This is a genomic window from Methanofollis liminatans DSM 4140 (genome assembly GCF_000275865.1).
In the GTDB taxonomy this organism is placed as follows: Archaea; Halobacteriota; Methanomicrobia; order Methanomicrobiales; family Methanofollaceae; genus Methanofollis; species Methanofollis liminatans.
This window is the reverse complement of record NZ_CM001555.1, coordinates 1,948,407-1,973,474: the sequence shown is the minus strand read 5'-3', so window position 1 is coordinate 1,973,474 and position 25,068 is coordinate 1,948,407. Positions and strand designations below refer to the sequence as shown.

Here is a 25,068-nt window from a genome sequence, read left to right as displayed (position 1 = left end):
CCTGCTGCAGGTCAGTTCACTGCGGCATGCCGCCCGGGGACCTGCCACCGGGCTGAGCGGCTCTGGAGGAGCCCGCATAGGAGACGATGCCCGAGATCGTCACCCCGGTCACCTGAGTGCCGGCGGTGTAGGTTCCCCCCGCGTACAGGCCGTCGGCGACCGTGCCGGTCGAACTGCCGCCCGAGTACACCCCATAGGTTGAGCCCTCTTTCAGGTCGGGCGAGCACACCACCACCGACTGGTAGGCCTTTGCCGGTGCGAAGGTGAGAATGTCTTCGCCGTCTGCCGACTCGATGTGAACCATCGTCCCCGCCGCCTGTACCGATGAATATGTCACCATCACCGAATACCGGGTGGACGACGTATCCGGTGCCTGCGCCATACCCGCGCTGCCTGCTGCAACGAGGAACCCGCCGGTCATTTTGAAGGCGCCGTTATAATCGAGGGCGCCGTTGCCGCTGTTTGTGGGGCCGTTGACGATGACCCTCCCGCCGGTCATATCGATGGAACCGTTTGAATCGAGGCCGTCGCCCGTGGCATCGATGACAACATATCCGCCGTTGATGTACAGGTGATAGGTGCCTGAGGCTTCAAAGGTGTTCTGTCCGGGCCGGCCGTTTGTTGAGGAGCCGTCGTTGCCCCCCGCGACGTTTATGCCGTCATCGCGTGCGACGATCCTGATCGTTCCGCCATTGATGGTGATGACCGCGCTCTCAAGGCCCTCGTAGCATTTTGTGATGCGAAGGTCTCCGCCGTTTATTTCCAGGGAAGCGTCCGCGTGCATGCCGTCGTCTCCCGAGGCCAGAACAATCGTTCCGCCGCTGATTGTGATGCTGCCGTTTGAATGAACCGCGTCGTCGGAAGAGTCCACCGTGATCGTGCCGCCCGTGATGGTAACGGCGACACCGGCTTTTATGCCCTTCGCGCTGCTGGAGGTGTCGCCCTCATCGGCAGTGGTTCCCCCCTCCCATCTGCCCGGGGTGGTTCCGCTGCTGCTGTTGGTGCTGCCCCCGCCCGATGAGATCGCGATCGTGCCGCCGCTGATGAGGACGCCGGTCTCTGCCTGAATGCCGTCAGTTCCAGCCGTGATGGTGATAGTGCCGCCTTCGATGGCGACATATCCCTTCTCGGCGTCTTCATCGTTGGTGGACTGAATCCCATCGCCACCCGCTTCGATCGTGATGATCCCGTCCCTGATCGCAACCGCGTCCTTGCCTTTGATCCCGTCGTTTACGGCGGTGACGATGATTTTGCCGCCGGTGATCCGGAGGTCGTCTTTGCTCTGGATGCCGTTGTTGTAGTGCGCATTGACCGTCAGCGAACCGGCACCGTTGATCGTGAGGTCGTCCTTGCTGAAGATTGCCGCGTTGGGCTCGTTGGATTCCGTATCTTCGAAGATATAGACGCTCCCGTCAGTCACGGTATTCTCCGTGCCGTCTGCCAGAGTGATCACGGTTTTTTCCGCATTGATGACAGAGATCGGAGCGCTTGTGGAACAGGAGATCGCCGCTCCATTCAGGACGAGTTTTACTGTCTCTTTGTCATCGGTGTCGACGATGATCTGCCCGTCGTCCAGCGTGCCGCTGATGCTGTAGGTTCCGGCAGAGGTGATGGTGATGATCGTTCCTTCAACCGTTGCGCCGCTTCCTTCCATGGTGATCGCATTGCCCTTCAGTGCAATAGAGGAGACTTCAGAATCGCTCCATCCTGCATCCAGGTCGTCTCTGTCATATGCAACGGAGATGGTGCCGACCTCTCCGGGCGTCGTGCCCGGGGGTGTACCGGATGCATTATTCATGCCGAAAAAAGTGAACAGTGAAAAGACAAGAGCGATCGCCAGCAACACCACAACTGCCGGCGCAAGGATCTTCTTCATGTCTATTCACTTTTCTGCCCGGGAATTTATAATTCTCAAGCTACGTGGTAACGACGAGAGGAAAAACTCGACCATAGTTGAACGTCCGGGATCAAGGCACTGCCGATCGGGTTGAGGGGGAGGGTGAAGAGGGCCTCCTGGCCGCCCCTCACGGAACCGTATGCGCATCATATTCCTGCGCAAAATTATTGTAATAAGAAGGAGGCGATGACGAAAAGGAGCCGGGCGCGCCACGATGGTGTAAAAAAAAGGAAGGAAACCCGCAGAGACCTGCCGGGGTTTGATGGTGCTGTCGATCCCTGTTTCACCCGAGGGAGTCCTTGAGGTGCTTGAGTTCGAGGAGGAGCTTCGGGTTGCGCTTGATGATCTCCTTCAGGAGGGCCATCACGGTGATCTCGCTGAAGTTGATCCCTTCGATGGAGCGGGCGAGGGTGTTCATCTTCTCGTCAGAGAGGGTGATGAAATACTCTTTCACCCGGTAGTTGCGCTCAAGAGTCCGGCCCATTTTTGAACTCCGCCAGCCCTCGTCGTAGGGCATCAGGGCCGCCTTCGAGGTGTCGCCGGCAGCGATCGCCTTTGCCGCCACTTCGGCAGCCATCCTGCCGGTGATCATGGCGTTGCCGATACCGCCGCCGGTGATCGGGTCGACGACCCGTGCAGCGTCGCCCACGATCATCAGGCCGTCAGCGACCGTGCAGGAGAGGGGCCTGCTCACCGGGTCTCCGCCAAAGACGCACTCGATGATTCTGCCCTCAGGATAGCGCTCTTTCATGAAGCGGTCGAGGTAGTCTTTCGCCCTCATGCCGGGCTTTGACTTCGACGCCGGGATACCGACGCCGATATTCGCGCTCCGCTCCCCCTTGGCAAACACCCATAGGTAGCCCTGGGGGGCGACCTCCTCGCCGAGATAGAAGTCGTTGGAATGGGGGTCGATGTCGATCCCGGTGACGAGGTACTGGGCGCAGCTCATCATCTCACGGAGGGGCAGGGTCGTATCGATCCCGCACCAGCGGGCGAACTTCGATTCGACACCGTCGGCGGCGATGGTGACCTTCGCCCTGATGTCGCACCGCTTCCCGCAGAACTCCACCGTCGCCCCGCAGACGCGTCCCTCTTCGATGATCGGCGCCACTGCCCGTGTCTTCACAAAGACATCGGCACCTGCCTCAGATGCCTTCCAGACAAGTTCCCGGTCGAAGAACTTCCGGTCGAGGACATAGCCGACCTCGGTGCCGGCCCGCCCCTCGTCGAGGGCGATGGAGGTGCCGTCAGGGGCGACGATCCTGGCCCGCTGGATATCGGCAGAGATCCAGCGGGGGTCGGGCTCCATGAACTCTTTTAAGAGTTCTTTTCCGATCCCTTCGGCACAGCGGACCGGCGCACCTATCGCCGGCCGCTTCTCGATGATACATGCGGAGAGACCGGCCTTTGCGGCGGTCCATGCCGCGAGCGCTCCGCCGGGGCCGCCGCCGATGACGAGAATATCGTATTCACTCTTCATCGGTCACCTCCAGGGCTCCGAGCGGGCAGGCCTTCGTACACAGCCCGCAGCCGATGCAGGCGCCGGTATCGACGGTCAGGTAGGCATCGACCAGTTCGAGAGCCCCTTCAGGGCAGACCGATACGCAGGCACCGCAATAGCCACATATCTCCCGGTGAATCGTAAGCATTGTACTCAATAATTATCCTCCCCGTCCATTAATAGTATCTTCCGATCCGCTCTGAAACCGTTCACAGGGTTTCATTAACACGGAAACCTGTGAGAAGGGACGGTCAGGGGATGCCGGGAAATATGCAGACGCGGTCGGTTCAGATCAGGTGGACCTCGATCTCCCGTCCGCTCTCTTCCATATAGGCGGCGATACGCCCGACGGTGTGCTCGACCATCCCGCCCGAGGTGAGGACCAGGGAGTTCTCGCCGTTCACCGCCCGCAGCAGGCACTTGTCTATGACGCCGTAGGTAAAGTCGAGGTCGATCTTCTCGTCACCGGCGAACCGTTTCGCCTTCGTGCCCATCGCTCCGACCCGCTCCACCGTCCCGGAAGAGAGGAGCGTTTTCACCCGGTCCGCCGCCCCGTCGCCGACGTCGGCGATGTAGATCCTGCCGTGACCGTCAGGGGAGACGCGGCCGAGCACCTGCCGCTCGACGAGGTCGGTGAAGGCGAGAGCGTTTCCGGGCGGCGCCTCCCGCGAAAGGACGCCGCGCCCGGCAAGTTCCCTGAAGAGATCCATCACCACCGGGGGCTTGAGCCTCGCCCGGTGCAGGAGTGCGACGTCGGAAAAGAGCGCCTCTGCCGTGCCCGTGCTGAGCACCTCGCCCCGGTCCATCAGGACCACGGTGTCGGCCCAGCGGTACGCGAGTTCCACGTCGTGCGTCGAGAGGATCACCGTACGCCCGCTGTGGTTCACCTCGTCGAGCAGGTCCATCACCTCCTCGGCGGTCGCCGGGTCCAGCGAACTCGTCGGTTCGTCGAAGACGATCACTTCCGGATCCATGGAAAGCACGCCGGCGATCGCCACCCTCTTTTTTTCCCCGCCCGAGAGGTGGTGTGGGGGGCGTTTCTCGAAGCCGACGAGCCCGACATCGTGCAGGGCCCTGGCGACGACGCTTTTCACCCGGTCCGCCGGCATCCCCAGGTTTACCGGCCCGAAGGCCACGTCCTGCCAGACCGTCGGGGCGAAGAGCTGGGCGTCTGAGTTCTGGAATACAAGCCCCACCTTCCGGCGGACCTCCCGCAGAGACCTGGCATCGTAGGCGATCGCCTCACCGTCGAGGAGCACCCGGCCCTTCGTCGGCCTCAGGGTGCCGTTGCACATCAGGAGAAGAGTGGTCTTTCCGGCCCCGTTCGGGCCGACGAGTGCGATCTTCTCCCCTTTTTTCACGGCGATGCTGATCCCTCTGAGGGACTCGGATCCGTCCTGATAGGCGAAGTGGACGTCCTGGAATTCAATCGCGCAGGTCATGGTAATCCTCAGAATATCGTGGCGCCCCGCGCGGCGATCGTCACCGCCGTGCAGAGGCAGAGATATGCGGCGACGAGGGCGATCTGGCGGCGACTCGCCCCCTCCGTCTCCTCGCCAGCGGCGAAGACGCCGTCGTAACACCGGGCGTCCATGGCGACGATCAGTTCTTCTCCTTTCTCCCACGCCCGCACAAAGAGCATTCCGGCCAGCATCGCAAACGAGGCGATCGCGTTGGTGAAACTGACATAACCGTGGCGCATCTCCTGGGCGTTGCGGGTCGCCACCGCCTCGCCGATTAGGACGAAGATGAAGTGGTAGATGAGCATGGAAAGGTCGACGAACTCCCGCGGCAGGCGAAGCGACCGCATCACCGTGAAGATCTCCGCCATCGGGGTGGTGAGGGCGATGAAGAAGAGGGCGCACATCCCGGAAAAGGTTCGGGCAAGGATGAGGGCGGCAAGGTTTGCCGATCCGGTCGTCGCCGTCAGGGTGAGCGGGCCGATCGCCGCGGCCCAGAGTGTCTCCCCGCCGCCTGAGAGGAAGAGGATCACCGCCGCCGAGATCGTCGCAAAGGAGAGCGGGATGGTGAGGAGGTGTGCGTAGAACCTGATCGGGGTCAGGGCGACGCCGACGGTGATTGCCGCCATGGTGGCGGCGATAAACGCCGGGCCGAGGGGGGAGGGAGAGAGGAGGCCGAGGAGGATGGCGCCGCCGCCGATGAGGAGTTTGAGACGTGTGTCCAGATGGCGCAGGGCGCTCCGGTGGGCCTGGTCCTCCAGTATGTTATCCATCAATTGGTCAGTCTCCTCTGCGCCCCGGCGATTGAAAAAATGGGGGGAGATTTTATTCTGTAGTGATCTGACGTCCTCGGTAATAATACCCGAAGAAGAATCCGATGACGATCGCCCCGATCGCTGTCTGGAGGCTGAAGAACAGGGACTCGATCTCGCCGCTGGGGGGTTCGTACACGGGCGACGCCCATGGCTCGTAACTGTTCCCGCTCATCTCCATGATCACGTCTTCGGCCTCACCGTCGGCTCCGCCCCATTCGTGCTCCCCGGTGTTGAGGACGACAATGAACGATCCCGCAAAGAGGAGAATGATCAGGAGCGCTGCGATCTCGGCGAGATACTTCATGCCATCGCCCCCCTCAGGCGGGCGACCGCCGATGCCGAGAGGACGTCGAGTTTTGTCAGGATCTCGCCGCGCACGGCAATGATATACTTGAAGACCAAGGCGATGACCACGCCTTCGATGATCGCAAGCGGCACCTGGGTGACGGCGAAGACCGTGGCGAAGGCGATGAAGGAGGTGACGAACCCACCGCTCTCGGCCGGGAAGGCGAGGGCGAGCTGCACCGAGGTGACGACGTAGGTGAAGAGGTCGGCGAGGGCCGCTGCAAGGAAGACGGTGACGTAGGTGTTGAGGTCTGCCTTCGTGCAGGTTTTATATATTGCCCATCCGACGATCGGTCCGGCAATGCCCATCGAGAAGACGTTCGCCCCGAGGGTGGTGAGTCCGCCGTGGGCGAGGAAGATCGCCTGGTAGAGCAGGACGATCAACCCGAGCACCGAGGTGATGAAGGGGCCAAAGAGGATCGCCCCGAGGCCGGTGCCGGTCGGGTGGGAGCAGCTCCCGGTCACCGAGGGCAACTTCAGGGAGGAGAGGACGAAGACGAAGGCCCCGGCAACAGCGAGGAGGGGGAGCGTCTCACGGTTTTCCCGTATGAGTATTCTCATCTGATACATCCCGTAAATGATGAACGGGGCCGATACGATGAACCAGAACAGGCACCATTCCGGTGGGAGAAATCCTTCCATGATATGCATGATGACACCACTACAACATATTTTGTTTTAATGTAAACTTTATTTTATATCTCTGTACGCCTATTTAAGATTGGCCCTTTTGTGCGATTTTTGTTTGCTGCTTCAATCGCTGGTCAGTGCAGAAAAAAGAGTAGAACATCCTGGATCCCCCTGGACTTTCCCGGTCGGCAGGGCGCTTCAAATCGCTTCTCTTTGGTGCAGGGGCGCATTCACGGCAGGGTGAAGGTGCCGTATTTTCCGCCGCCACCGGGTACGAGTGCCACCCGCCCCTCTCTGAAGGCGGCGATCCCGGCGGCGACCGCGGGGTCGATGGCGGCGATCCTGTCGATTGGGACCTCGGTGAGGATGGCGATCTCGGTGCCGAGTGTGTCGGTGAGGCGCCGGTAGCGCTCCTCAACCCCCTTTGTGAAGGCCGAGCATGTGCCGCAGACCACCCTGACGATCTCTCCCAGGGGGATCACATGGTAATACGGCGGGCGATCCCGCGGGGCGTGCATACCGCCGAGTTCCCGCGCCCGGTCACAGACTCCTTTCTTGATCGCACCGCCGTCGTCCGGACAGGTCCACCCGGCAGCTGCGGCCTCTTCGAGGGTGTACTGGCGGTAGCACCGGGTGCAGGCGGTCCGGTTGTACTTCCCCTCCTCCGGGAAAAACCCGGCGTTCAGGGTGATCCGTCCCTGCCGCACGGCATCGAAGGCGGCCTTCGGCGTTGCCCCTGCGACGTCGAGACGGTTGAACTCCCGCCCGAGTTTTGTCGGGTGAACAGAGTGGGCGTCTGAGTTCGTGAGGAAGGGCACGCCGTCGAGGTCAGGGATCCCGGCCCCGTAGGACGAATCGGCCGAGAGGCCGAGTTCAAGAAAATCAATCGGCTCTTCCCCGTAGCAGGAGGCAACCGAGTTATGGGCGGCATACAGGGAGGTCCATGGGGTGAAGGCATGGGCCGGGCCGATCAGGCCGCCGAGGTCGTGGACGACCGCGGCGATCGCTTCGCCGGTGAGTTTTACATGGGGGCGGCCTGAGGTGGCGATGTCCCGGGAATGCGGGGCAAGGCTTCCATGGAGTTCGGCGAACTGCGCAAACCCCTCCATGATGATGAGGTGATGGACGCGTCCTTTCCCCTCGACCTCGGCGGTGGGCAGGACGACGATCCCGGCATTGTTCTCGAACGCCTCCCAGGTGCGCCGCCATTCAGGGTGGAGGGCGTCCCCGCTCCCGAGCACGCCGATCCCCTTGATGGCGGCGCCAGCAAGGAGCGAAGAGGGCGAAACCGCCGGGGAGGTCGCCATAGAAAAGGGTGAGTGGATATGGAGGTCGGCGTAGACGTCCATATTTACCCGATGTAGTTGAGGGACTCCTCTTCGTGGCCCTTCTCGATCTCCTGGTACTTCTCCAGGATCTTCTCCATCTCCGCGGCGTGCTCGGCAAGCCGCGCCGGATCGACCCTGATCCCGAGAAGTCTGGAGAGGACGGTGAGCACCTCGGTGGCGCTCTTCGGGTCGACAAGGTAGCCCGGGGTCTCGCCCATCAGGCAGACCCCCTCGATCCCGTGGCGCTTTGCAAGGCCGAGAAGAAGGCCGGACGCCCCGACGATGCCGCCAGGCTCTCCGCCGGTCATGACTGCCCCTGCCGCCGTGATCTCGGCGACGAGGTCATCGTCGTTCACCGCCCCGAGCACCCGCGGCTCATCGATGATCTGACCGACGCCGTAGCCGCCGAGGGTGTACACCCGTTTGACGCCGAGTTCCTCGGCCGCGTCGAGATATGACTCGCAGAGGAGGTAGTGCCCCTCGTTCGAGGTGCTCTGGTAGTCGCCGATCAGAAAGGCGATCGACTGCTCTTTGCCTTTCCAGAGATAGATCTCGTTGTTCGGCAGGCGCACAACGCCGCCTGGCTCGATGAGCACCTGCGGCGGGAAGAATATGGAGGTGATCTCGACGATCCGCTCGGCTTTCAGTTCCTGGATCAGGTGCTCGACGACGAGTTTGCCTACCTGTCCTATGCCTGGCAGGCCCTCGACGAGCACATCGGCCTTTACCTCGTCATCGGTATCGAACTCGATCTCTATCTCGTCCATGATTGTGCCTCTCTCCTGTAGGCGCCGTAGCGGTCTTCAGGCGAATATCGCGCGGGATGGGCGGTCCGTGTCGGCTCTCCGCAGACCGGACAGCAGATAAAAAGAGTATAGCGGTGATCCCGCTCACAGTACCGGATCCGCCCGCTCATGCACTCTTTGCCTTCTGCTTTCTCACGAATTTTGCGGCGTCGCCTGCACGCTCCATGACGCCGATCGCGGCCTTCGCTGCCTTCTCGATCGCCCGCTCACCCCGTTTATAATCCGGTGCGGTGACTTTGATCCGGTAGTTCGGTGCACCCAGATAGGTGAGATCGATCTCCACGTCATCGATCTTCGGCTGTGCGCTCCTGAGGGCGCGGCGAATGATGTTGACGCCGTCCGGCTTCATGGACGTGAGGACGAGGGTGCCGGTGATCGTCACCTTCGATATCTTCACGTTCTCCGCGGCAACCGTCTTGAGGGCTTCGTTAACACTCTTTGAGAAGCCGAACTTCTTCAGGGCGGCGTCGCCTTCTGTGACGATCTCCTCAAATGCGGGGTAGAGGAGCCCGAAATGGGTGTAGAATGCCTCCTTGACGGCGTGCGGTTCGGTTCCGGTCGCCTCGGCGACAAAACCAATCCATTTCTCGGCCTTCTGCTCGTTCTTCCACTCCTGGATCTTCTCGCGGCGCTGGTGCTCGTTGACATCCTTTAAGGAGAGGTCGATATGACCCCTGTCGGTATCGACGTTGAGGACCTTGCAGACGATTTTCTGGCCTTCACGGACAAAATCACGGATATATTTGATCCAGCCGGTGGCGATCTCGGAGATATGGATGAGTCCTTTTTTGTTCTCGTATTCGTCCAGACGCACAAATGCCACGAAGTCTTTGACGTCCTCAACCGTGCAGACGACGAGTTCGCCCTCCTCCGGCCATTCATTAATCTCGTGCATCTAACTGTCTCACTGGAGTTCTGCTTTGATTTCCGCCTTGATGACGGCCTTTCCGCCGGTCGGCTCAGCGAGCACATGCCCGCAGACCGCGCAGTCCACGACGGTGCTGGCCTTCTCAAAGATCACCTGTTCATTCTCGCAGTCCGGGCACTTGACCCGGTAAAATTTGCTCCTGTTCTCGCGGTGCTGACGTACCATTATCTCTCACTCCACAATCTCAAATTTGCCTGCTCTCCAGCCCGCACGGAGGTGCGCCTTACCGCATTTTGTGCAGCGGTATCTGACGTTCACCCTCTTGGTCGGCTTGTCGCCGCCGGGTACCTTGGAGAACTTGCCCATGTTTCCGACTTTGCCTCTCCGCGCCTTCTGCCGGTCGATCCAGTGCAGGTGGCTGGTCCGCCCCTTCTTTACCTTTTCAACTTCCTGGATCTCGTGCGATCTGCAGTGTGGGCAGTAGGCCCTGAACTTTGCTGGCATCTTCATGAAATAAGCCCCTCACGATGTTTATGCAGCCCGGTGCGGGCCAGAGCGGCAGCACCGGAATATGCATGATTTTTCTGGGATCGGTAATTTCTGGCAGTATTTGCCGAATTTCTCCCTCATGCACACTCCGGAGCCATTCTCTCGAATACCTGTATTATTTGATAAGCCTTATATTTAAGGCTATGTTGCGTTCGCCGAGCACCCCGGCGTTCCCTTTCGGGAGCGTGACAAGGTCTCCGGCCTCCAGGGCATAGGTCCGGCCGTCCAGACCCATGAACGGCGGGATCCCCTCATTGACGAGGACAAGGGAGACGTCACCCGGTGTCGTCTGCACCGGTGCCGCTGCGGCCCGTTTCTCCTCCTCTTCCTTGAAGACCTCTTCCACGAACGAAACGAAGGCCTCATCTTCCCCCTCCCTCTCACTGAAGGGCCCGGGCTCTTTTGCCTTTTCGGCGGGTGCGCTCGCCCCGGCCGCCCCCTCAAGCATCTGGTCGCGGCAGAGGGCGATCTCCTGGCGGACTGCATCGAACATTGCCCGTTCCTGCGGGAGCATCGTCTTCATCTCGTCCCGGTCCAGATAGCCCCCTTCGATCTGCGCCTCAGCAAGCTTCAGGATCTTTTTGAGGCGGAGTTTGACGATGGTGCTCAACGTCTCTTTTATGCTGTGGTAGCGGTCCTGCAACACGGCACCGTTTTCTGAGAAGGGATCCCCGATTGCATGGATCTCGTTCTGGATCTCTTTGAGTGAGGCCCTGCCCGTTGCAAAAAGTTCTGCTGGAACCTCGGAGAGTTTCCCGCTCTCGCGCTCATTCCAGACGATGATCCGCAGATCGTCGAGATCCATTATGCAGACCCCCCGTACTCGGCGATCCCGCGGCAGCAGAGGTAGACCGCCACGGCCTCCGGAATGAGGTTCTGGCCTTTCCGTATCGGATACATGTTTCCAAGCATCGGGACGGAGAGGTCGAAGGCTGCGTCGATCTTCACCTCGCGATCGCCGAAGACGACGGCGTCCTCGAGGGGATCGAAGGAGGGGAGATCCCTGAGCGGCACCTCGACGACCCGCAGCCCGCTCCCGCCGTGGAGGGAGGTAGGCATCCTGATCAGCCGTTTTATATCGGTTGTCACCGGTTCGTCGACCGCCGCCCCGCGCTCTTTGATCCTCTGGAGGAGTTCTCCTCCCTCGGGTGAGAGAAGGGTCCGGAGGGCCGGGGATGAGAGCACCGCACGGGGCACTTTTCCTGCCTTGAGATCCTCATCGGCCGCTTCAAGGGCCGAGAGAAACCGTCCGGCGTACTTTTTTCCGATACCGTCCATGGCACAGAGCTTCTTCTCCGCGCCCCCTCTCCCGTCGGCCAGCAGAGTGCGGGCGTACTCCCGGAGGGCGCCGGCAAACCGCCCCTGCCACCCGCCGTTATCGCCGGTGTCGAAGAGGAGTTGCGGTTCCATCCCGGTGCCGCAGAGGTAGTCGACGATCTCGCGGCGCTCGCCGCTCCCCCATGCGAGGACCCGGTGATCGCGCACATGGACATGGTAGCCCCGCCCTCCCGAAAAGACGGCGGTGATCATCTTTGGAGAGAACCCGAGTTCGTCGGTGAGCATGGCGACGAGTTTTTCCGTCTCGTCCTTTGCGCGCCCCAGCATCACGTCATAGGTGATCCCCTTCATGGAGGTGAAAAGATGGTCTGCATCGATGTCGAAGATGAGATCGGCGCCGCTCCACCCCTTCTCTCCCATCGTGCCCGCACCCGGGTTTGCATAATAGGCCGTGGAGTAGTAGGCGTGCGCCGGCGCCATCGACCTGATATATTCGTGGCACTCCTCGCGGGAGCCGAAACCCAGGTGCCGCCGCATCCGCACCTCGGGCTTCTGATCGAAGAAGATGAATCCCCACTCCCTCTGGGGGAGGGACGGAGGTGCGGCGAGGTAACTGTCCCGGTAATACGATCTGAAGCGTTGCCTGACGAATTCCAGGGTTGCAGGTTTCATCTCAGCCTCTTTACCATATATGGCCCTTCGCGTTCATAGCCCTGCCCCCGGTAGTAGGGGCGGACGCCGATCCCGCTGTTGACGGCGATCCTCTCCCATCCTGCACTCCTTGCCGTCTCTTCCGCTCTGAAAAGAAGTTCTTTTCCAAACCTGCGGTGCTGGTACTCTCCTTCCTCTCCGCTCTCGCCGAGGGGCACCATCATTCCATAGACGTGCAGCTCCCTGAGCAGGGCCGCACCCTCAAGCTCGTGCCTGAAGGTCTCTCCGGGGTACCGGAGGCGTGCAAATCCTATAAGGGTGTCTCCAGCCTCCGCCTGGATAAAATGTTCCTCGCCGCCGCAACAGCGGTAGACGAGATCATGGATCGAGGCTTCGGCCTCTGAAGGCCGGCGTCCGGCCTCGCGGCACCTGATGCACCGGCACTCGCCGCCGTTCTGGCGGAGTTGCTCCTGCGCCAGCTGCCTGAAGTTCGAGTGGCGTGACCCTGCGACGATCAGCCGCGCCGGGATGTCGCGCTGCACCCGCTGGAGACGGACGTACTCCGGGAGGAGCGATTTTGCATATGCAATCAGGTCCACGAGCGCCTCCTCAGGGTAGGGTGCGTACTCCCCCCGCTGCCAGAGCGCCTCGATTTCAGACCCCGGCGTGACCAGCGTCGGGTAAATCTTCAGAAAATCCGGGCGGAATCGTTCATCGGCGAAGAGGGTCCGGAACATCTCCCGGTCCTCTTCTATCGTGCTCCCGGGAAGGTTTGGCATGATATGGAAACCAACCTTGATCCCGGCGTCCCGCAGCATCGTGTTCGCCCCGACGGCGTCGGCCACCGTGCACCCCCGGCGGTTGAAGGCGAGGATGTCGTCTTCAGTGTGCTGGACGCCGAGTTCGACCTTCGTCACCCCGAGGTCGAGCATCCCGGCGATATGCTCCTCCCTGCACCAGTCAGGCCGGGTCTCGAAGGTCGTGGCGATGCAGCGGACGGCTGCCGTCTCGTTTGCGGTAAAGACCTCGTCTCTTGGGGGGAGAGGGCTTTGTTCGGCACTGCGATAAGAGTTCATCGCATGGACGCAGGATGTGACGAACCATTCCTGATACTGGGGGGTGCGGGCGGTGATCGTCCCGCCCATCACGATCAGCTCGGCCTTGTCCACATGGTGGCCGAGCGCCTCGAACTGCGAGAGTCTCGCCTCGACCTGGCGGCAGGGATCATATTCGTTCTGGGCGCCGCGGAGGGCGGCGGGCTCCTGCCCTGTATAACTCTGGGGGGACTGGAAGGGGTGGTCGGGCCCGCCAGGGCAGGGGAGGCATTTCCCGTGCGGGCATGGTGCCGGAGAGGTCATTACCGCCACCGGTGCGACGCCTGAGAGCGTCCGCGTCGGCTTTACCATGAGGATTTTCCTGAGGGCCCGCGCCTCGTCCGGAGTTGCGGCTGCAAGAATCGCCGAGTTTTTCGGGATGGCAGCCACCCTGTACGCGCGGCAGACTGCAATCTTGACCCGCTGAAGATCGGCAGGGCTGCACGAATCAGAAGAGATCCGGGAGATGATCTCCCGGCAGAGGTCGACGTCATCCATTGTCTAATGTTCTTGTACTATACCCTCATTATGGGTGGCTTTGTGGGGGTACTCCACCTGCTGGAGATGTGGGGATGTCCGCAGCTGGTGGATGAGGTCTTCACCGAGTGCAAGAATGGCTTTTTTGTGGGAGACTTTGTTTTTATGAATGTGGGCCGGGGAGACACCGAGAAGATCGTAGTCGGGGGTATAGACCTCCTCTCCTGTAGTTGTCTCATAATACTTCCTGATATGCATCAGGAGCATATGCACGTGGAGCAATTCTTCCTTCTGCACGCAATCACCTAACGTCAAAAAATACATTTTTTCCCCGATTGATATACCTTATTGGTGATCTTTATATCGCACTTCGCTCAGGCTGCCGGTACGCTCCTTGGGCTTGCTGTGGGGGACGCTCTGGGTGCGCCCCTCGAAGGGCTGCCCCCGCCGGAAAAAAAGGTAACAAAAATGCAGAGCGGCGGAATCCACGCTGTTTCCAGGGGCGAATACACCGACGACACCCTGCAGGCCATGGGGCTCGCCCGATCGCTCGTCCATTGCAGGGGCTTTTCCCCGGAAGACTTCGTATCTCGCCTTATTGCCGGCTTTGAACAGGAGCCCGCATACTATGGGCCGACCTCACGGATGGTCTTCTCTCTCATCCGCGAGGGCGTGCGGCCTGATGAGGCGGCAAGGATCGCTCATATCCATAACAAGGGGAGCAGAACAAATGGAAGTGTGATGCGTGGCCCGCCAATCGGTATTTTCTATTCCCCGCCTGCAGTGCGCGAGACCAGCCTCGCCTGCTCGGCCCTTACCCATTATGACTGCATCGCAGGGGAGTGTTCGGTATTTGTGAACCGGATGATCTCTGAAATGTGTCGGGGCACCTCGAAAATGCAGGCGTTCTGCCGTGCCCTTGACTCCTGTGAGAGTGACGAGGTTATCGAGCGGTTCGGCGACTTCCATGCCTGGCCGCTCGAGCCCTCTCTCGACGCCGTCCTCTCCACCCACTGCGCGCTTGCCGTCTTCATGGGTTCGGAGACCTTCGAACAGACCCTTGTCCGGGCTGTCAACCTGGGCGGGGATGCCGATACGGTCGGTGCGATTGCCGGGGCCCTTGCCGGGGCCCATTACGGCCTCGTCGCCATCCCCCACCGCTGGCTCGTGGACTTCAGGCACACCGGCCAGGTGCTCGCCGTGGCGCACCGGCTCTGGGCTGCGGCCGATCGCGTCTGATCAGGCTACCGGCCGCAGCTCGACGAGCTTCAGCGTCCTGCCCTTCTCGCAGATCTCCGGGGCGTTGCCGAGGACTCTGGCGACCATATATTTCTCGCCGTCGATGATGCCGTCCGGATGGCAGAGAGCATAACTCCGGCAGTCGGTCCTGGTGCAGGGCGACTCGTAATGGATGCGCGAGTTGAGAATGGCGCGGTCGGCCGGGATGAGGGTGACGACCGGGGCCTCGATCACCTCGACGGCGCAGATGCCGCCCAGGTGAACGGGACACCCCTGATCGGTGTTCTTCCTGATGCCCACGACCTGATACTTCTTCCCTGGCTGGAGGTTATGGCAGACCTTCAGGAGTTTGCAGGTTTTGCACTCCTGCGCATCGCCTTCATAGACGAATTCCAGTCCCATTTCTGCAAGACATCTCCCGATCAGGGTTACTTTGGGTTTTTGCTCTGCCATGTTACTCACTCCTCATACAGCATTCTGACGATCGCCTCGGCCCTCTCCCGGGACAGTCCCATATCAAGGATGGTGAAGCGTTCCGGCCTGATGGAGGGTGCCGCAAGCAGCGCCTCGACTGCGGTTTCGTCCGAAATGCCGAGGCCTGCCGGTGTGGTCGGGGCGCCGATCTTTTTGAGGGAGTCGCGGATCCAGCGCCAGTCCCCGCCATGCAGGTACATCGTGATGATCGCTCCAAGGCCGCACTGCTCGCCGTGGAGCGCCTGCCCCGGTGCGATCCGGTCAAGGGCGTGGGAGAACTTGTGCTCCCCCCCGCTTGCCGGCCGCGAGGAACCAGCGATGCTCATGGCGACGCCCGAGGAGACAAGGGCCTTCATCACCATCCATGCGCTCTCTTCGGTGTGGGCGCTGATGACGGCGGCATTTTTGACCGTAATCTCAGCGGTCATCTTCGAGAGCGCCATCGCATACTCGGAGAGCGGCTCGCCTCTCAGGCGGTGGGCAAGTTCCCAGTCCTGGATCGCGGTGTAGTTGGAGATGATGTCGGCGCAGCCCGATGCGAGCAGACGCCTGGGTGCGGCGGCGATGATCCCGGTATCGGCGACGACGGCGATCGGGGGGTGGGCGCTGAGTGATACGTTCCCTTCAGGCGAGGGAACGGTCGCCCGCGACGAGGCGACGCCGTCGTGCGCCGCCGCCGTCGGCACGGAGATGAACTGACGGTCGAGGTTGTACGAGACGATCTTTGCGGTGTCGATCACCCGCCCACCGCCGACGCCGACCATGAAATCGGCAGAAGCCCCGGCCTTTTCGACGGCAGCAATCTCTTCGAGGGAATTGCCATGGGTGACACAGGTCTCGACCTCGCAGGTCTCGCCGAGGAGGGCGGCGATCCGCTCCCCGGCGATCCCCATCGTGTGCTCGCCGGCGATGAGGAGGGCACGGGAGCCGAGGTTTAAGTCACGGCAGACCGAGGGGATCTCGCCGAGGACGTTGTGTCCGATGATGACGTCTCGCGGGAGCTGCATCCATCTGGACTTGTCAAAGACCTTCTCCCTGAGCACTTTTATACTCGCTCCACCCATTGAGATCACTGATGATTAGGGAGTTCCTCTACAAATATTACATTGATCCGATCATGTACGGTCAGCCGTATACGATCGTCGATACGCTCACCTACGCTCTCATCCTGATCCTCTCGGTCTATCTCGTCTACCGCGGTCTCAGACGTTTCGGGATCGAGATCGACCGCGACTTTGTCCTGGCGACAATCCCCTTTGTCATCCTGGGCGGGCTCCTGCGGGTCGTCGAGGATACCGGCATGATCGCTTCCGACCTTCGCATCCTGCTGATCACCCCGATCATCTTCTTCGTCGTCTTTTTCATCACCGTCGGCGCCCTCTTCCTCTCCCGCCTCCTCGAAGTGAAGGGGGTCGTCCGCGAGTATTCCCGGACATACGGGCTGATCGGGGTTGCCCTTTCGGCTGCCTTCTTCGTTCTCCTCATCCTCTGGGGCGCCGCAAACACCCGCGTCGATCTGGTCGTGCTCCTTGCCATACCGGCGATGGCCGCAGTCTCCTCGGCGGCGGTTTTTGCGTTTCTCCGCTATGTCCTCGGCTGGGAGTACGTCAGCGATCCTCTCTATCTCCTGCTGATCGTCGGCCACCTCTTTGACGCCTCTGCCACCTCGTTCGGCATCGACCTTCACTCCCTCCACTACGTGGAGCAGCATGTGGTGGGTTCGGCCCTGATCGAGTGGAGCGGGACGGCTTTTTCCATGTTCCCGCTGAAACTCGCCGTGATCGTCCCGGCGATCTATGTGCTCGAACTCTACCGGAAGGAGGGGAATGTCGCCTTCTGGCATCTGGTCCTCCTTGCCATGATTGTCGTTGGCATGGCGCCGGGCGTCCGGGACATGATGCGGATGGTTATCTATGTCTAGGCGGGAGTTCGGCACCTACCTCGTCGTCTCGGTCGGCGTCTTCCTCCTCGGGATCGCCGCCGGCTATGCCGTTCTCCTCTCCGGCGATCCGGTGGCCGACCAGCTGATCGAGGTGGTCAAAAACGGTGTCTTTGCTGATATCCTGGGAGACTCCCCCGGGATGCTCGCTCTGAAGATCTTCCTGAACAACCTGCAGGCCTGCCTTCTTCTCTTCCTGGGCGGGGCGACCTTCGGCCTCCTGACGCTGTTCATCCTCCTCTCGAACGGCCTGATCATCGGGGTCTTTGCCGGCGAGATCGCAGAACGCCTCGGCCCGATCGGGCTTGCCGTCGGGCTCATTCCCCACGGGATCTTCGAGCTTCCGGCCCTGTTCATTGCGGCGGCCCTGGGACTCGCCCTCGCCCGCTCTCTCCTTGCCGATATATCCGGTGCCGGTGACGCCGCTGCCGAAGCAGCCCGTCTTGGTGGGTTCTTTCTCCGCACTGTCGTCCCGCTTCTCGCCGCAGCGGCTGTTGTAGAGGCATTTATTACGCCCGCGCTCCTACAGATAGTGGTCTGAGGTACCCCAATGGAAGACGAGAGCGGTTCACTCCCCCCAAAATCCGATTTTTCAGCCTGGTATAATGACGTGCTCTGGCGCGCCGAGATCATGGACGTCCGCTACCCGGTGAAGGGGCTGTATGTCTGGTTTCCCTTCGGGTTCGGGTTGCGACGGCACACCTATACGATCCTCCGCGGCCTGCTCGATGGATCCGGCCACGATGAGACCCTGTTTCCCCTCCTCATCCCGAAGACCGAGTTCATGAAAGAGGCCGAGCACATCAAGGGGTTTGAGGAGGAGGTCTACTGGGTCACCCATGGCGGCCTCACCGAACTCGACGTCCCGCTCGCCCTGCGGCCGACGAGCGAGACCGCCATGTATCCGATGTTCGCCCTCTGGGTGCGCTCTCACGCCGACCTGCCGATCAAGATCTACCAGATCGTCAACACCTTCAGGTACGAGACGAAGCACACGCGCCCGCTCATCCGTCTCCGCGAGATCACCTCCTTCAAGGAGGCCCACACTGCCCATGCAACCTGGGACGAGGCAGCGGCACAGGTTGAGACCGCTCTCTCCCTCTATACGCAGTTCTACGACGACCTCTGCATCCCGGTGATCATATCCCGCCGTCCGGACTGGGATAAGTTCCCCGGCGCCGACTATACGATGGCCGTCGACGCCCTGATGCCTGACGGCCGCACCCTGCAGGTGGGCACCGCCCACCATCTCGGCACCCATTTCTCAAAAACCTTCAACATCACCTACGAGGACGCCACAGGGGAACAGCAGTTTGTCTCCCAGACCTGTTACGGGATCTCGGAACGCTGCATTGCAGCGGCGATCGGTGTCCACGGCGATGACCGCGGTCTGGTGCTCCCGCCGAAAGTGGCGCCGGTGCAGGTTGTGATCATCCCGATCATCATGAAAAAGCAGGCCGAGGAGGTCAGGGCGGCTGCAGAGGCGCTCAAGGCCGAACTTGAGGCGACCGGTCTCCGGGTGAAGGTCGACGACCGCGAACTGCGGCCGGGGGCGAAGTATTACCACTGGGAGATGCGGGGTGTGCCCCTGCGCATCGAGGTCGGCCCGAGAGACCTTGCGGCCGGCACCGTCGTCGCCGCTACCCGGGACGGTGAGAAGATGACGCTCTTGCGCGCCGGTCTTGCCGGAGAGATCCCGTCAGTCCTGGCAGCGTTTGCAGGGCGGTTGCGCGAACAGGCCGAAGCGTCTCTCACCTCCAGGATCGTTCAGGCGGAGAGCGTGGATGCGGCGGTCGAGGCGACGAAGACCGGGATCGCCGTCGTCAACTGGTGCGGCGACGAGGCCTGTGCAGAAGCAATCGAAAAAGAGACGAATGCGAGTGTGCTCGGAACAGAAGTGCGCAACGCTCATATCGGAAAGAGTGAGGGGGCCTGCATCGTCTGCGGGCGCCCCGGCACCTCGACGGTTATTGCACGGACTTACTGAGAACAGAGGGGGCAGCGGTACGAGATGGCGTAACCCGCCTGCCCGCTCTCCCCGGCAAATACTTTTTTTCCGCCCCTGAAAAACGACCGGCCGCAGCAGCTGCACCGCTTTGGCAGGATCCTCTCAAGGCGGCTGAACGGCACTTCCAGTTCAAAGGACACGTGCTCTTCGTTCTCCTCCTCGAATGCGCCTTCTCTGTCGAGACGGGAGATCACCTCCATGATCTGGAGGGGGTTGGCACCGAGTTCGTCCATTTTTTTGAAGAGGAAGTAATGGCAGATGAGCCACGAGAGGTCTGAGCGCTCGAGGCCGTCATCGACCTCAAGGCACTCGTCCTCGGGCTCCTCGAGGGTGCTGCCGCAGAGCGGGCATTTACCCCCGATCAGCTCCTCAAGATAAACCTCTTCGTTGCAGTATGGGCAGGTGGTGTGGTGCGCACGTGTACGTGACGTCATAATTACTCCATGAGAAAGATGGCGGCGGCAAGGACCGTAGTCCAGTGGCCGTCTTCATCTACGATTGCGCTTTCAGTGATGTTGAGCGTCTTTTCTGGTGTTTTGTCGGTGATACTCTGGTACATCCGGTACGCAAGGTCTTCGGCATACTTTCCTGCCTTCTCTTTCCCGTCGCCGAAGGCGTGGTGCTCGGCGAAGTAGCCCCACTGCTCCTCCATGGACTCCGGGATTGCGACCCCGATGGATGCCGATATCCGGCGGTGCGACTCGTTGGAGGAGATCCTTGACATTACTGTAAATACGATGCTCCCTGGATCGAGGTCGGCAAGACCTTCCTCACGCGGGATGATCCGGCATTTCGGGGGCAGGATGGAACTAACGGTCACGAGATTGTAGCACTCGATCTTTGCCGTTCTGAGTGCCATCTCGAATGAACCGAGATATTCCGAATCCCTCCCCACGCCGCAGGTAAAAAACACCCGTTTTGGAACAAATATTCTGGTCAACCTCTCTCTCACCTGTGGAATAAATCACTTTTTTATTTGTCCCCCCCATACTTAAAAGTATATATCTTCGCAGAATAATGGGGAGATTTTGGGATATAGGGGATTATAAGGGATATTTTCTACCGGCCTGCATTGTCGCCTGGAAGGATCCGGAAAAAATGCCGGGTTATCCAAGGTATTTTTCCGGGTCCTTCTCGAACTCCTTCTTGCAGCCGGGTGCACAGAAGTAGTAGGTCTTTCCTTTGTAATCTGTTGTGAACTTCGCCGTCTTCGGGTCGACCTTCATCTTGCAGACCGGGTCAGTCTCCATCTTCGATACCTCCGTCCTCTCTCTTTTTGCTTTTGGTATATATCCTTTGAGCAGGAGGGAGAGAGTGACAACGGTGACCGAACTTGCCGCCATGGCGAGGCCGGCGAGTTCGGGCCTGAAGGTGATCCCGAAGGTCGGGTAGAGCACCCCCGCCGCCACCGGTATGAGGGCAGCATTGTAGGCGAACGCCCAGAAGAGGTTGATTTTGACCCGTCCAATCACTTTCTGCGCAAGCTGGATCGCTGCCGGGACGTCGGTGAGGTCGTCCCTGACCAGGACCACGCCGCCGCTCTCGATAGCGACGTCGGTCCCGCCGCCGATGGCGATCCCGAGGTCGGCCTGCGCAAGGGCCGGGGCGTCGTTGATCCCATCCCCGACGAAGGCGACCCTCCGGCCTTCCTCCTGAAACGCCCTGATCTCGGCGGCTTTGACGTCGGGGAGCACCCCGGCAAAGACGCGGTCGATCCCGATCATCCCGGCGATCGCCCTGGCGGTCCCGGGATTGTCTCCGGTGATCATCGCAACAGAGAGCCCCATCTCCTTCAGCCCTGCGACTGCCGCCATCGCCGTGGGCTTGAGGGTGTCGGCGACGGCGATGATGCCGGCGACCACACTGTCGGCGACGAGGATGGCAACGGTCTTGCCCTCCTCTTCGAGGTGGACGACCGCAGCCTCGGCCCCTTCATCGAGGACGATGTTCACGTCCGCGAGCATCGCCCGGTTGCCGAGAGCGATCAGGCGGCCGCCGACGGTGGCGAGCACCCCCTTACCCCGGATTGTCTCGAAGGTGTCGGTTGCGGGGATCGAAATACCCTGCTCCTGTGCCCTGGCGACGATAGCCCGCGCTACCGGGTGGTTCGAGTTCTGTTCGGCACCGGCGGCGAGGGCGAGGCTCTCCTCTGCCGTGAGGGCGAGCCCGACGATGTCGGTCACCCGGGGCTTCCCCTCCGTCAGGGTGCCGGTCTTGTCGAAGGCGACTGTATCAAGGCGTTCAGCTGCTTCCAGCGCCTCGCCGCTCTTGATCAGGATGCCGAGTTCTGCGCCCCTGCCGACACCGACAGTGATCGCCGTCGGGGTGGCGAGGCCGAGGGCACACGGGCAGGCGACGACGAGGACCGAGATCAGGGTGGAGAGGGCGAAGAGCAGGGTGGCCCCGGCAACGAGGTACCAGAAGAGAAAGGCGGCCGCGGCGATGGAGAGCACGGCCGGGATGAAGTATGCCACCGCCGTGTCTGCGATCCGCTGGACCGGGGGTTTTGTTCCCTGTGCCTCCTCGACGAGCCTGATGATCTGGGCGAGCACCGTGTCCCGGCCGACCCGTGTGGCCGCAACCTCGAGCACGCCGTCGCCGTTGATGGTTCCGCCCACGACTCCCTCGCCTGCCTCTTTCCTGACCGGGAGGGGTTCGCCGGTGATCATCGACTCGTCCACGTAGCTCTCGCCGCGGTTGACTGTGCCGTCGACCGGGACGCGCTCGCCTGACCTGACGAGCACGGTGTCGCCGGGCAGCACCTCGTCGATCGGCCGTTTTTCCTCCTTCCCGTCGACGAGGACGGTGGCGGTCTTTGGCCTGAGGCGGATCAGGGCGGCGATCGCCTCGCCCGTTCGCCCCTTTGCCCTTGCCTCGAGGTAGCGGCCGAGGGTGAGGAAGGTGGCAAGCATCACCGCTGTCTCGTAGAAGAGGTATTCTTGGGTGAGGACGATGCCGAAGGTGCCCAGGACCGATGCGGCGAAGGCGACCCCGATGCCCATCGAGTACATCACGTCCATGTTCAGGGTCCGGTTCCGCAGGGCCCGCCAGGCGGCGAGAAAGATCGGCCACGAAAGGTAGGCGAAGGCCGGGGCGGCGATGACGAGCATGAGGTAGGCCATATCGAAGGGGAGCGGCGGTGCGGTCCACATGATCCCCATCAGGACCGCGGAGGCGACGGCGCCGATGGCGATCCGCCAGCGTTTGTCGTTCAGGTCGGCCTCACGCGCCTTCCGCTCAATCTCCCCGGTTTCCTCCTCTTCGGTGCCGATATACTGGTAACCCGCCTCCTCGATCGCCTTCGCCATCTCTGCCACGGTGACGGCGTCAGGGTTGTAGGTGACGTAGGCGCGCTCCGATCCCAGGTTCACGGTGGCCGTGAAGACGCCTGGAAGGCTCTCCAGGGCCGCCTCGACCGTCCGGACGCAGGTGGCGCACATCATGCCCCCTACTTTCAGGACGGCCGTTCCGGTGATCACCCCGTATCCGGCCCCGGTGACGGCCTGCTGGAGGCTGGCCGCCGAGACGCGGGCGGGGTCGTACTCCACCGCCGCCTGCTCGGCTCCCAGGTTCACCGAGGCGCTCTTCACCCCTTCAACATTTTTCAGGGCCTTCTCAAGGGTGACGGCGCAGGTGGCGCAGTGCATCCCCGAAACTTTCAGGGTTTCTTTCCGCGTCGTTTCGTCCGTTTCCCCGTCTTCGCCGCTCATACCTGCCCATCTGTGGGTCTCTCGATATAAAAGCTCCTCAGAGGCCGTCTCCTCTCTCCCGCACCCGGTTGGCGAGGGCGTGGGCGGCCCGGATCGGCGCAGGCAGGCGGTAGCCGTCGGAGAGTGCGAGCACCAGACGTACCGCTTCAACAAGCCCGACGCGGTGGCCAACGGAGACATAGACCGGGTGGACCCCGGTCACTGTCCGCACGGCGCAGCCGATCGTCGCCCCGCCCTCGGTCACCGGCGCCGCTGATCCGCGCTCACTGCCGGGCTCCGCTGCTGCCCCGCAGAGGAGGTGTTTTGCCACCCCGATCGAGGGGATACCGGTCACAACACCGATGTGAGAGGCGATCCCGCACCGCCGCGGGTGAGCGATGCCGTGGCCGTCGACGATCAGGAGGTCTGGAGTGTGCGCGAGGCGACCGAGCGCCTCGATGAGTGCCGGCCCCTCCCTGAAGGCGAAGAGGCCGGGGATGTACGGGAAGGCGATCTCGCACGCTGCCCATGCCCCCTCGACGAATTCGAGCGACGGAAATACGAGGAGAGCTGCAGCACCGAAGACGGTCCGTCCGTCCCGTGCATAGGCGGCGTCGAGGCCGGCGACGAGCGAGGGATAGGGATCGCCCTCGGTGACGACGAGGCGGCTGATCTCCTCCTGCAGGGCGATGGCCGCCTCGGGATATGTGGGAGGGAGCATCGATCCCGGTGGGGACGTCCGGGAAGATATATCTCTCCGGCGACAAGAGGGGGGGTATGGTCAGGGAGACGGGGCGTGAGACCGCGTACTTTGCAGCGGGGTGCTTCTGGGGGGTCGAGGCGGCTTTTCGGGAGGTGCCGGGCGTGGTGGATACGGCAGTCGGGTATATGGGAGGTACGACAGAGAACCCGACCTACGGAGAGGTCTGCACCGGTGCGACCGGGCACGCCGAGACGGTGGCGGTGGTATTCGACCCGCTGGTGGTCTCTTATGCCTCCCTTCTGGAGGTCTTCTGGGATATCCACGACCCGACGACGAGAGACCGACAGGGGCCGGACGTGGGGACCCAGTATAGATCGGCGATCTTCACGACGTCGACCGAACAGCACTCCGAGGCCCTCGCCTCCCTCGAACGGCGGCAGCATTCGGGGTGGTACAGCCGACCGATCGCAACGGTGATCTCTCCCGCCGGCCCCTTCTACCGGGCCGAGGAGTACCACCAGCGCTACCTTGAAAAACAGGGCAGCCGCCGGATCAGGTGAGGAGGTGTTCGGCGAGGATCCTGATGCCGATCAGGATCAGGATGATCCCGCCGAGGATCGCAGCCCGGTCGCGGTTCCTGTCGCCGAAGGCGGTGCCGATCCAGAAGCCGAGGAGTGAGAGGGCGGCGGTGACGATCCCGATGACGATTGCCGGCCCCAGGATCTCTGATCCCAGGAGCGCAAGGGAGAGCCCGACGGCGAGGGCGTCGATGGAGGTGGCGACCCCGAGCATGAGCAGCACCGGGACGCGGTCGAAGGGGATCGCCGCGCCGTCCTCGCCCTTCAATCCCTCGTGGAGCATTTTTCCGCCGATGACAGCGAGGAGGAGGAAGGCGATCCAGTGGTCGAACCCCTCGATGTAGCCGCTGAAGAGGGAGCCGCCATACCACCCCGCTATGGTCATGCCGGTCTGAAACACTCCGAAAAGGATGGCGAGGGTGATGGCCGTCCGGGCCCGCCCCTCCCTGACGGTGACCCCGCCGGCGATGGAAACGGCGGCGGCGTCCATGGCAAGGCCGACGGAGAGGAGGATTACGGTGAAGGTATCCATAGATCCCTCTCGTGTTGGCCGGGAGCGCTGATGAAACGCTCGGATAGGTCACCCGCGCTGCCTGTGGCGGTGACACCTCCACACCCTATGCGTAACCCGGTGCCTCCGATAGAATCAAACCTCTGAAAGGGGATTGTCTGACTCTCAACCGATGTGGAGATGGTGCTGTTTGTCCATGCCTCTGCGAGAGTCAGGGGGAGGGAGCAG

29 protein-coding genes are annotated in these 25,068 nt (G+C 61.7%); 5 read left to right on the top strand and 24 right to left on the bottom strand.

Features of this window, described 5'->3' with window-relative positions; genetic code table 11:
* Positions 1-16 precede the first annotated feature (16 nt).
* From METLI_RS09685 to METLI_RS12830, 17 genes are all read right to left on the bottom strand, one after another.
* Complete coding sequence (locus METLI_RS09685) at positions 17-1,876, bottom strand: carbohydrate-binding domain-containing protein (protein WP_004039929.1); 1,860 nt, start codon at positions 1,874-1,876, stop codon at positions 17-19.
* Positions 1,877-2,180: 304 nt separating this feature from the next.
* Complete coding sequence (locus METLI_RS09680; RefSeq protein ID WP_004039927.1) at positions 2,181-3,377, bottom strand: NAD(P)/FAD-dependent oxidoreductase; 1,197 nt, start codon at positions 3,375-3,377, stop codon at positions 2,181-2,183.
* On the bottom strand, positions 3,367-3,546 hold the full coding sequence (locus METLI_RS09675; RefSeq protein ID WP_004039925.1) for a 4Fe-4S binding protein: 180 nt from the start codon (positions 3,544-3,546) through the stop codon (positions 3,367-3,369). Before METLI_RS09675 ends, METLI_RS09680 begins: the two co-directional genes overlap by 11 nt.
* Positions 3,547-3,685: 139 nt before the next feature.
* Positions 3,686-4,840 carry an energy-coupling factor ABC transporter ATP-binding protein gene (locus METLI_RS09670; protein ID WP_004039923.1) on the bottom strand — a complete coding sequence of 385 codons (1,155 nt, stop codon included), beginning with the start codon at positions 4,838-4,840 and terminating at the stop codon, positions 3,686-3,688.
* An 8-nt stretch (positions 4,841-4,848) separates the two neighbouring features.
* Complete coding sequence (gene cbiQ, locus METLI_RS09665; protein WP_004039921.1) at positions 4,849-5,631, bottom strand: cobalt ECF transporter T component CbiQ; 783 nt, start codon at positions 5,629-5,631, stop codon at positions 4,849-4,851.
* A gap of 52 nt (positions 5,632-5,683) precedes the next feature.
* Positions 5,684-5,977 (bottom strand): energy-coupling factor ABC transporter substrate-binding protein, encoded by a 294-nt coding sequence (locus METLI_RS09660; RefSeq protein ID WP_004039919.1) that lies wholly within the window; start codon positions 5,975-5,977, stop codon positions 5,684-5,686.
* The gene (locus tag METLI_RS09655) at positions 5,974-6,669 is read right to left on the bottom strand and encodes an energy-coupling factor ABC transporter permease (protein WP_004039917.1); all 696 of its coding nucleotides are present in this window, start codon (positions 6,667-6,669) and stop codon (positions 5,974-5,976) included. Before METLI_RS09655 ends, METLI_RS09660 begins: the two co-directional genes overlap by 4 nt.
* A 209-nt stretch (positions 6,670-6,878) precedes the next feature.
* Complete coding sequence (locus tag METLI_RS09650) at positions 6,879-7,997, bottom strand: endonuclease Q family protein (RefSeq protein WP_004039916.1); 1,119 nt, start codon at positions 7,995-7,997, stop codon at positions 6,879-6,881.
* A gap of 2 nt (positions 7,998-7,999) precedes the next feature.
* On the bottom strand, positions 8,000-8,743 hold the full coding sequence (locus tag METLI_RS09645; RefSeq protein ID WP_004039914.1) for a proteasome assembly chaperone family protein: 744 nt from the start codon (positions 8,741-8,743) through the stop codon (positions 8,000-8,002).
* Positions 8,731-8,892: an RNA-protein complex protein Nop10 gene (locus tag METLI_RS12835; RefSeq protein WP_004039912.1), complete on the bottom strand. Its 162-nt coding sequence runs from the start codon at positions 8,890-8,892 to the stop codon at positions 8,731-8,733. The genes METLI_RS09645 and METLI_RS12835 overlap by 13 nt, the downstream gene beginning before the upstream one ends.
* Positions 8,889-9,677, bottom strand: coding sequence for a translation initiation factor IF-2 subunit alpha (locus METLI_RS09640; RefSeq protein ID WP_004039910.1), 789 nt, complete (start codon positions 9,675-9,677; stop codon positions 8,889-8,891). Before METLI_RS09640 ends, METLI_RS12835 begins: the two co-directional genes overlap by 4 nt.
* A gap of 9 nt (positions 9,678-9,686) precedes the next feature.
* Complete coding sequence (locus METLI_RS09635) at positions 9,687-9,875, bottom strand: 30S ribosomal protein S27e (RefSeq protein WP_004039908.1); 189 nt, start codon at positions 9,873-9,875, stop codon at positions 9,687-9,689.
* Between the two features lie 6 nt (positions 9,876-9,881).
* Positions 9,882-10,160 (bottom strand): 50S ribosomal protein L44e, encoded by a 279-nt coding sequence (locus METLI_RS09630; RefSeq protein ID WP_004039906.1) that lies wholly within the window; start codon positions 10,158-10,160, stop codon positions 9,882-9,884.
* 154 nt (positions 10,161-10,314) lie between these two features.
* Entirely contained in the window at positions 10,315-11,004 is a 690-nt protein-coding gene (locus METLI_RS09625; protein WP_004039904.1) for a hypothetical protein, read from the bottom strand.
* Positions 11,004-12,149: a DNA primase small subunit domain-containing protein gene (locus tag METLI_RS09620; RefSeq protein WP_004039902.1), complete on the bottom strand. Its 1,146-nt coding sequence runs from the start codon at positions 12,147-12,149 to the stop codon at positions 11,004-11,006. The genes METLI_RS09625 and METLI_RS09620 overlap by 1 nt, the downstream gene beginning before the upstream one ends.
* Entirely contained in the window at positions 12,146-13,720 is a 1,575-nt protein-coding gene (locus METLI_RS09615) for a tRNA uridine(34) 5-carboxymethylaminomethyl modification radical SAM/GNAT enzyme Elp3 (RefSeq protein WP_004039900.1), read from the bottom strand. Before METLI_RS09615 ends, METLI_RS09620 begins: the two co-directional genes overlap by 4 nt.
* Positions 13,721-13,723: 3 nt before the next feature.
* A complete protein-coding gene (locus tag METLI_RS12830; RefSeq protein ID WP_245529355.1) occupies positions 13,724-13,996 on the bottom strand; it encodes a UPF0058 family protein in 273 nt (90 codons plus the stop codon).
* Between the two features lie 54 nt (positions 13,997-14,050).
* Between METLI_RS12830 and METLI_RS09605 the strand changes: the two genes are divergently transcribed.
* Positions 14,051-14,938 carry an ADP-ribosylglycohydrolase family protein gene (locus tag METLI_RS09605; protein ID WP_004039896.1) on the top strand — a complete coding sequence of 296 codons (888 nt, stop codon included), beginning with the start codon at positions 14,051-14,053 and terminating at the stop codon, positions 14,936-14,938.
* Here the strand turns inward: METLI_RS09605 and METLI_RS09600 are convergent, their stop codons facing one another.
* Both METLI_RS09600 and METLI_RS09595 read right to left on the bottom strand, forming a co-directional pair.
* Complete coding sequence (locus METLI_RS09600; RefSeq protein WP_004039894.1) at positions 14,939-15,391, bottom strand: UPF0179 family protein; 453 nt, start codon at positions 15,389-15,391, stop codon at positions 14,939-14,941.
* Positions 15,392-15,396: 5 nt separating this feature from the next.
* A complete protein-coding gene (locus METLI_RS09595) occupies positions 15,397-16,476 on the bottom strand; it encodes an NAD(P)-dependent glycerol-1-phosphate dehydrogenase (protein ID WP_004039892.1) in 1,080 nt (359 codons plus the stop codon).
* Between the two features lie 11 nt (positions 16,477-16,487).
* Here METLI_RS09595 and METLI_RS09590 point away from each other — a divergent pair, with 11 nt between their 5' ends.
* The 3 genes from METLI_RS09590 to proS are packed head-to-tail and all read left to right on the top strand — an operon-like array spanning position 16,488 to position 19,338.
* Positions 16,488-17,333 (top strand): DUF63 family protein, encoded by an 846-nt coding sequence (locus tag METLI_RS09590; RefSeq protein WP_004039890.1) that lies wholly within the window; start codon positions 16,488-16,490, stop codon positions 17,331-17,333.
* Positions 17,326-17,892, top strand: a complete 567-nt coding sequence (locus METLI_RS09585) for a stage II sporulation protein M (RefSeq protein WP_004039888.1) — start codon at positions 17,326-17,328, stop codon at positions 17,890-17,892. Before METLI_RS09590 ends, METLI_RS09585 begins: the two co-directional genes overlap by 8 nt.
* A 9-nt stretch (positions 17,893-17,901) precedes the next feature.
* A complete protein-coding gene (gene proS, locus METLI_RS09580; RefSeq protein WP_004039877.1) occupies positions 17,902-19,338 on the top strand; it encodes a proline--tRNA ligase in 1,437 nt (478 codons plus the stop codon).
* On the opposite strand, the gene METLI_RS09575 is transcribed toward proS, so the two are convergent.
* The 4 genes from METLI_RS09575 to nfi form a co-directional block, all read right to left on the bottom strand.
* Positions 19,332-19,793 carry a hypothetical protein gene (locus METLI_RS09575; RefSeq protein WP_004039876.1) on the bottom strand — a complete coding sequence of 154 codons (462 nt, stop codon included), beginning with the start codon at positions 19,791-19,793 and terminating at the stop codon, positions 19,332-19,334. The two genes, proS and METLI_RS09575, sit on opposite strands and share 7 nt — an antisense overlap.
* Before the next feature lie 2 nt (positions 19,794-19,795).
* The gene (locus METLI_RS09570; RefSeq protein ID WP_004039874.1) at positions 19,796-20,311 is read right to left on the bottom strand and encodes a pyruvoyl-dependent arginine decarboxylase; all 516 of its coding nucleotides are present in this window, start codon (positions 20,309-20,311) and stop codon (positions 19,796-19,798) included.
* Positions 20,312-20,465: 154 nt separating this feature from the next.
* Positions 20,466-23,069, bottom strand: coding sequence for a heavy metal translocating P-type ATPase (locus tag METLI_RS09565; protein WP_004039872.1), 2,604 nt, complete (start codon positions 23,067-23,069; stop codon positions 20,466-20,468).
* A 37-nt stretch (positions 23,070-23,106) separates the two neighbouring features.
* Positions 23,107-23,769, bottom strand: a complete 663-nt coding sequence (gene nfi, locus METLI_RS09560; RefSeq protein ID WP_004039870.1) for a deoxyribonuclease V — start codon at positions 23,767-23,769, stop codon at positions 23,107-23,109.
* 56 nt (positions 23,770-23,825) lie between these two features.
* Between nfi and msrA the strand changes: the two genes are divergently transcribed.
* The gene (gene msrA, locus METLI_RS09555; protein WP_004039868.1) at positions 23,826-24,311 is read left to right on the top strand and encodes a peptide-methionine (S)-S-oxide reductase MsrA; all 486 of its coding nucleotides are present in this window, start codon (positions 23,826-23,828) and stop codon (positions 24,309-24,311) included.
* Here msrA and METLI_RS09550 read toward each other — a convergent pair.
* Entirely contained in the window at positions 24,304-24,861 is a 558-nt protein-coding gene (locus METLI_RS09550; RefSeq protein ID WP_004039866.1) for a manganese efflux pump MntP, read from the bottom strand. The two genes, msrA and METLI_RS09550, sit on opposite strands and share 8 nt — an antisense overlap.
* Positions 24,862-25,068 lie beyond the last annotated feature (207 nt).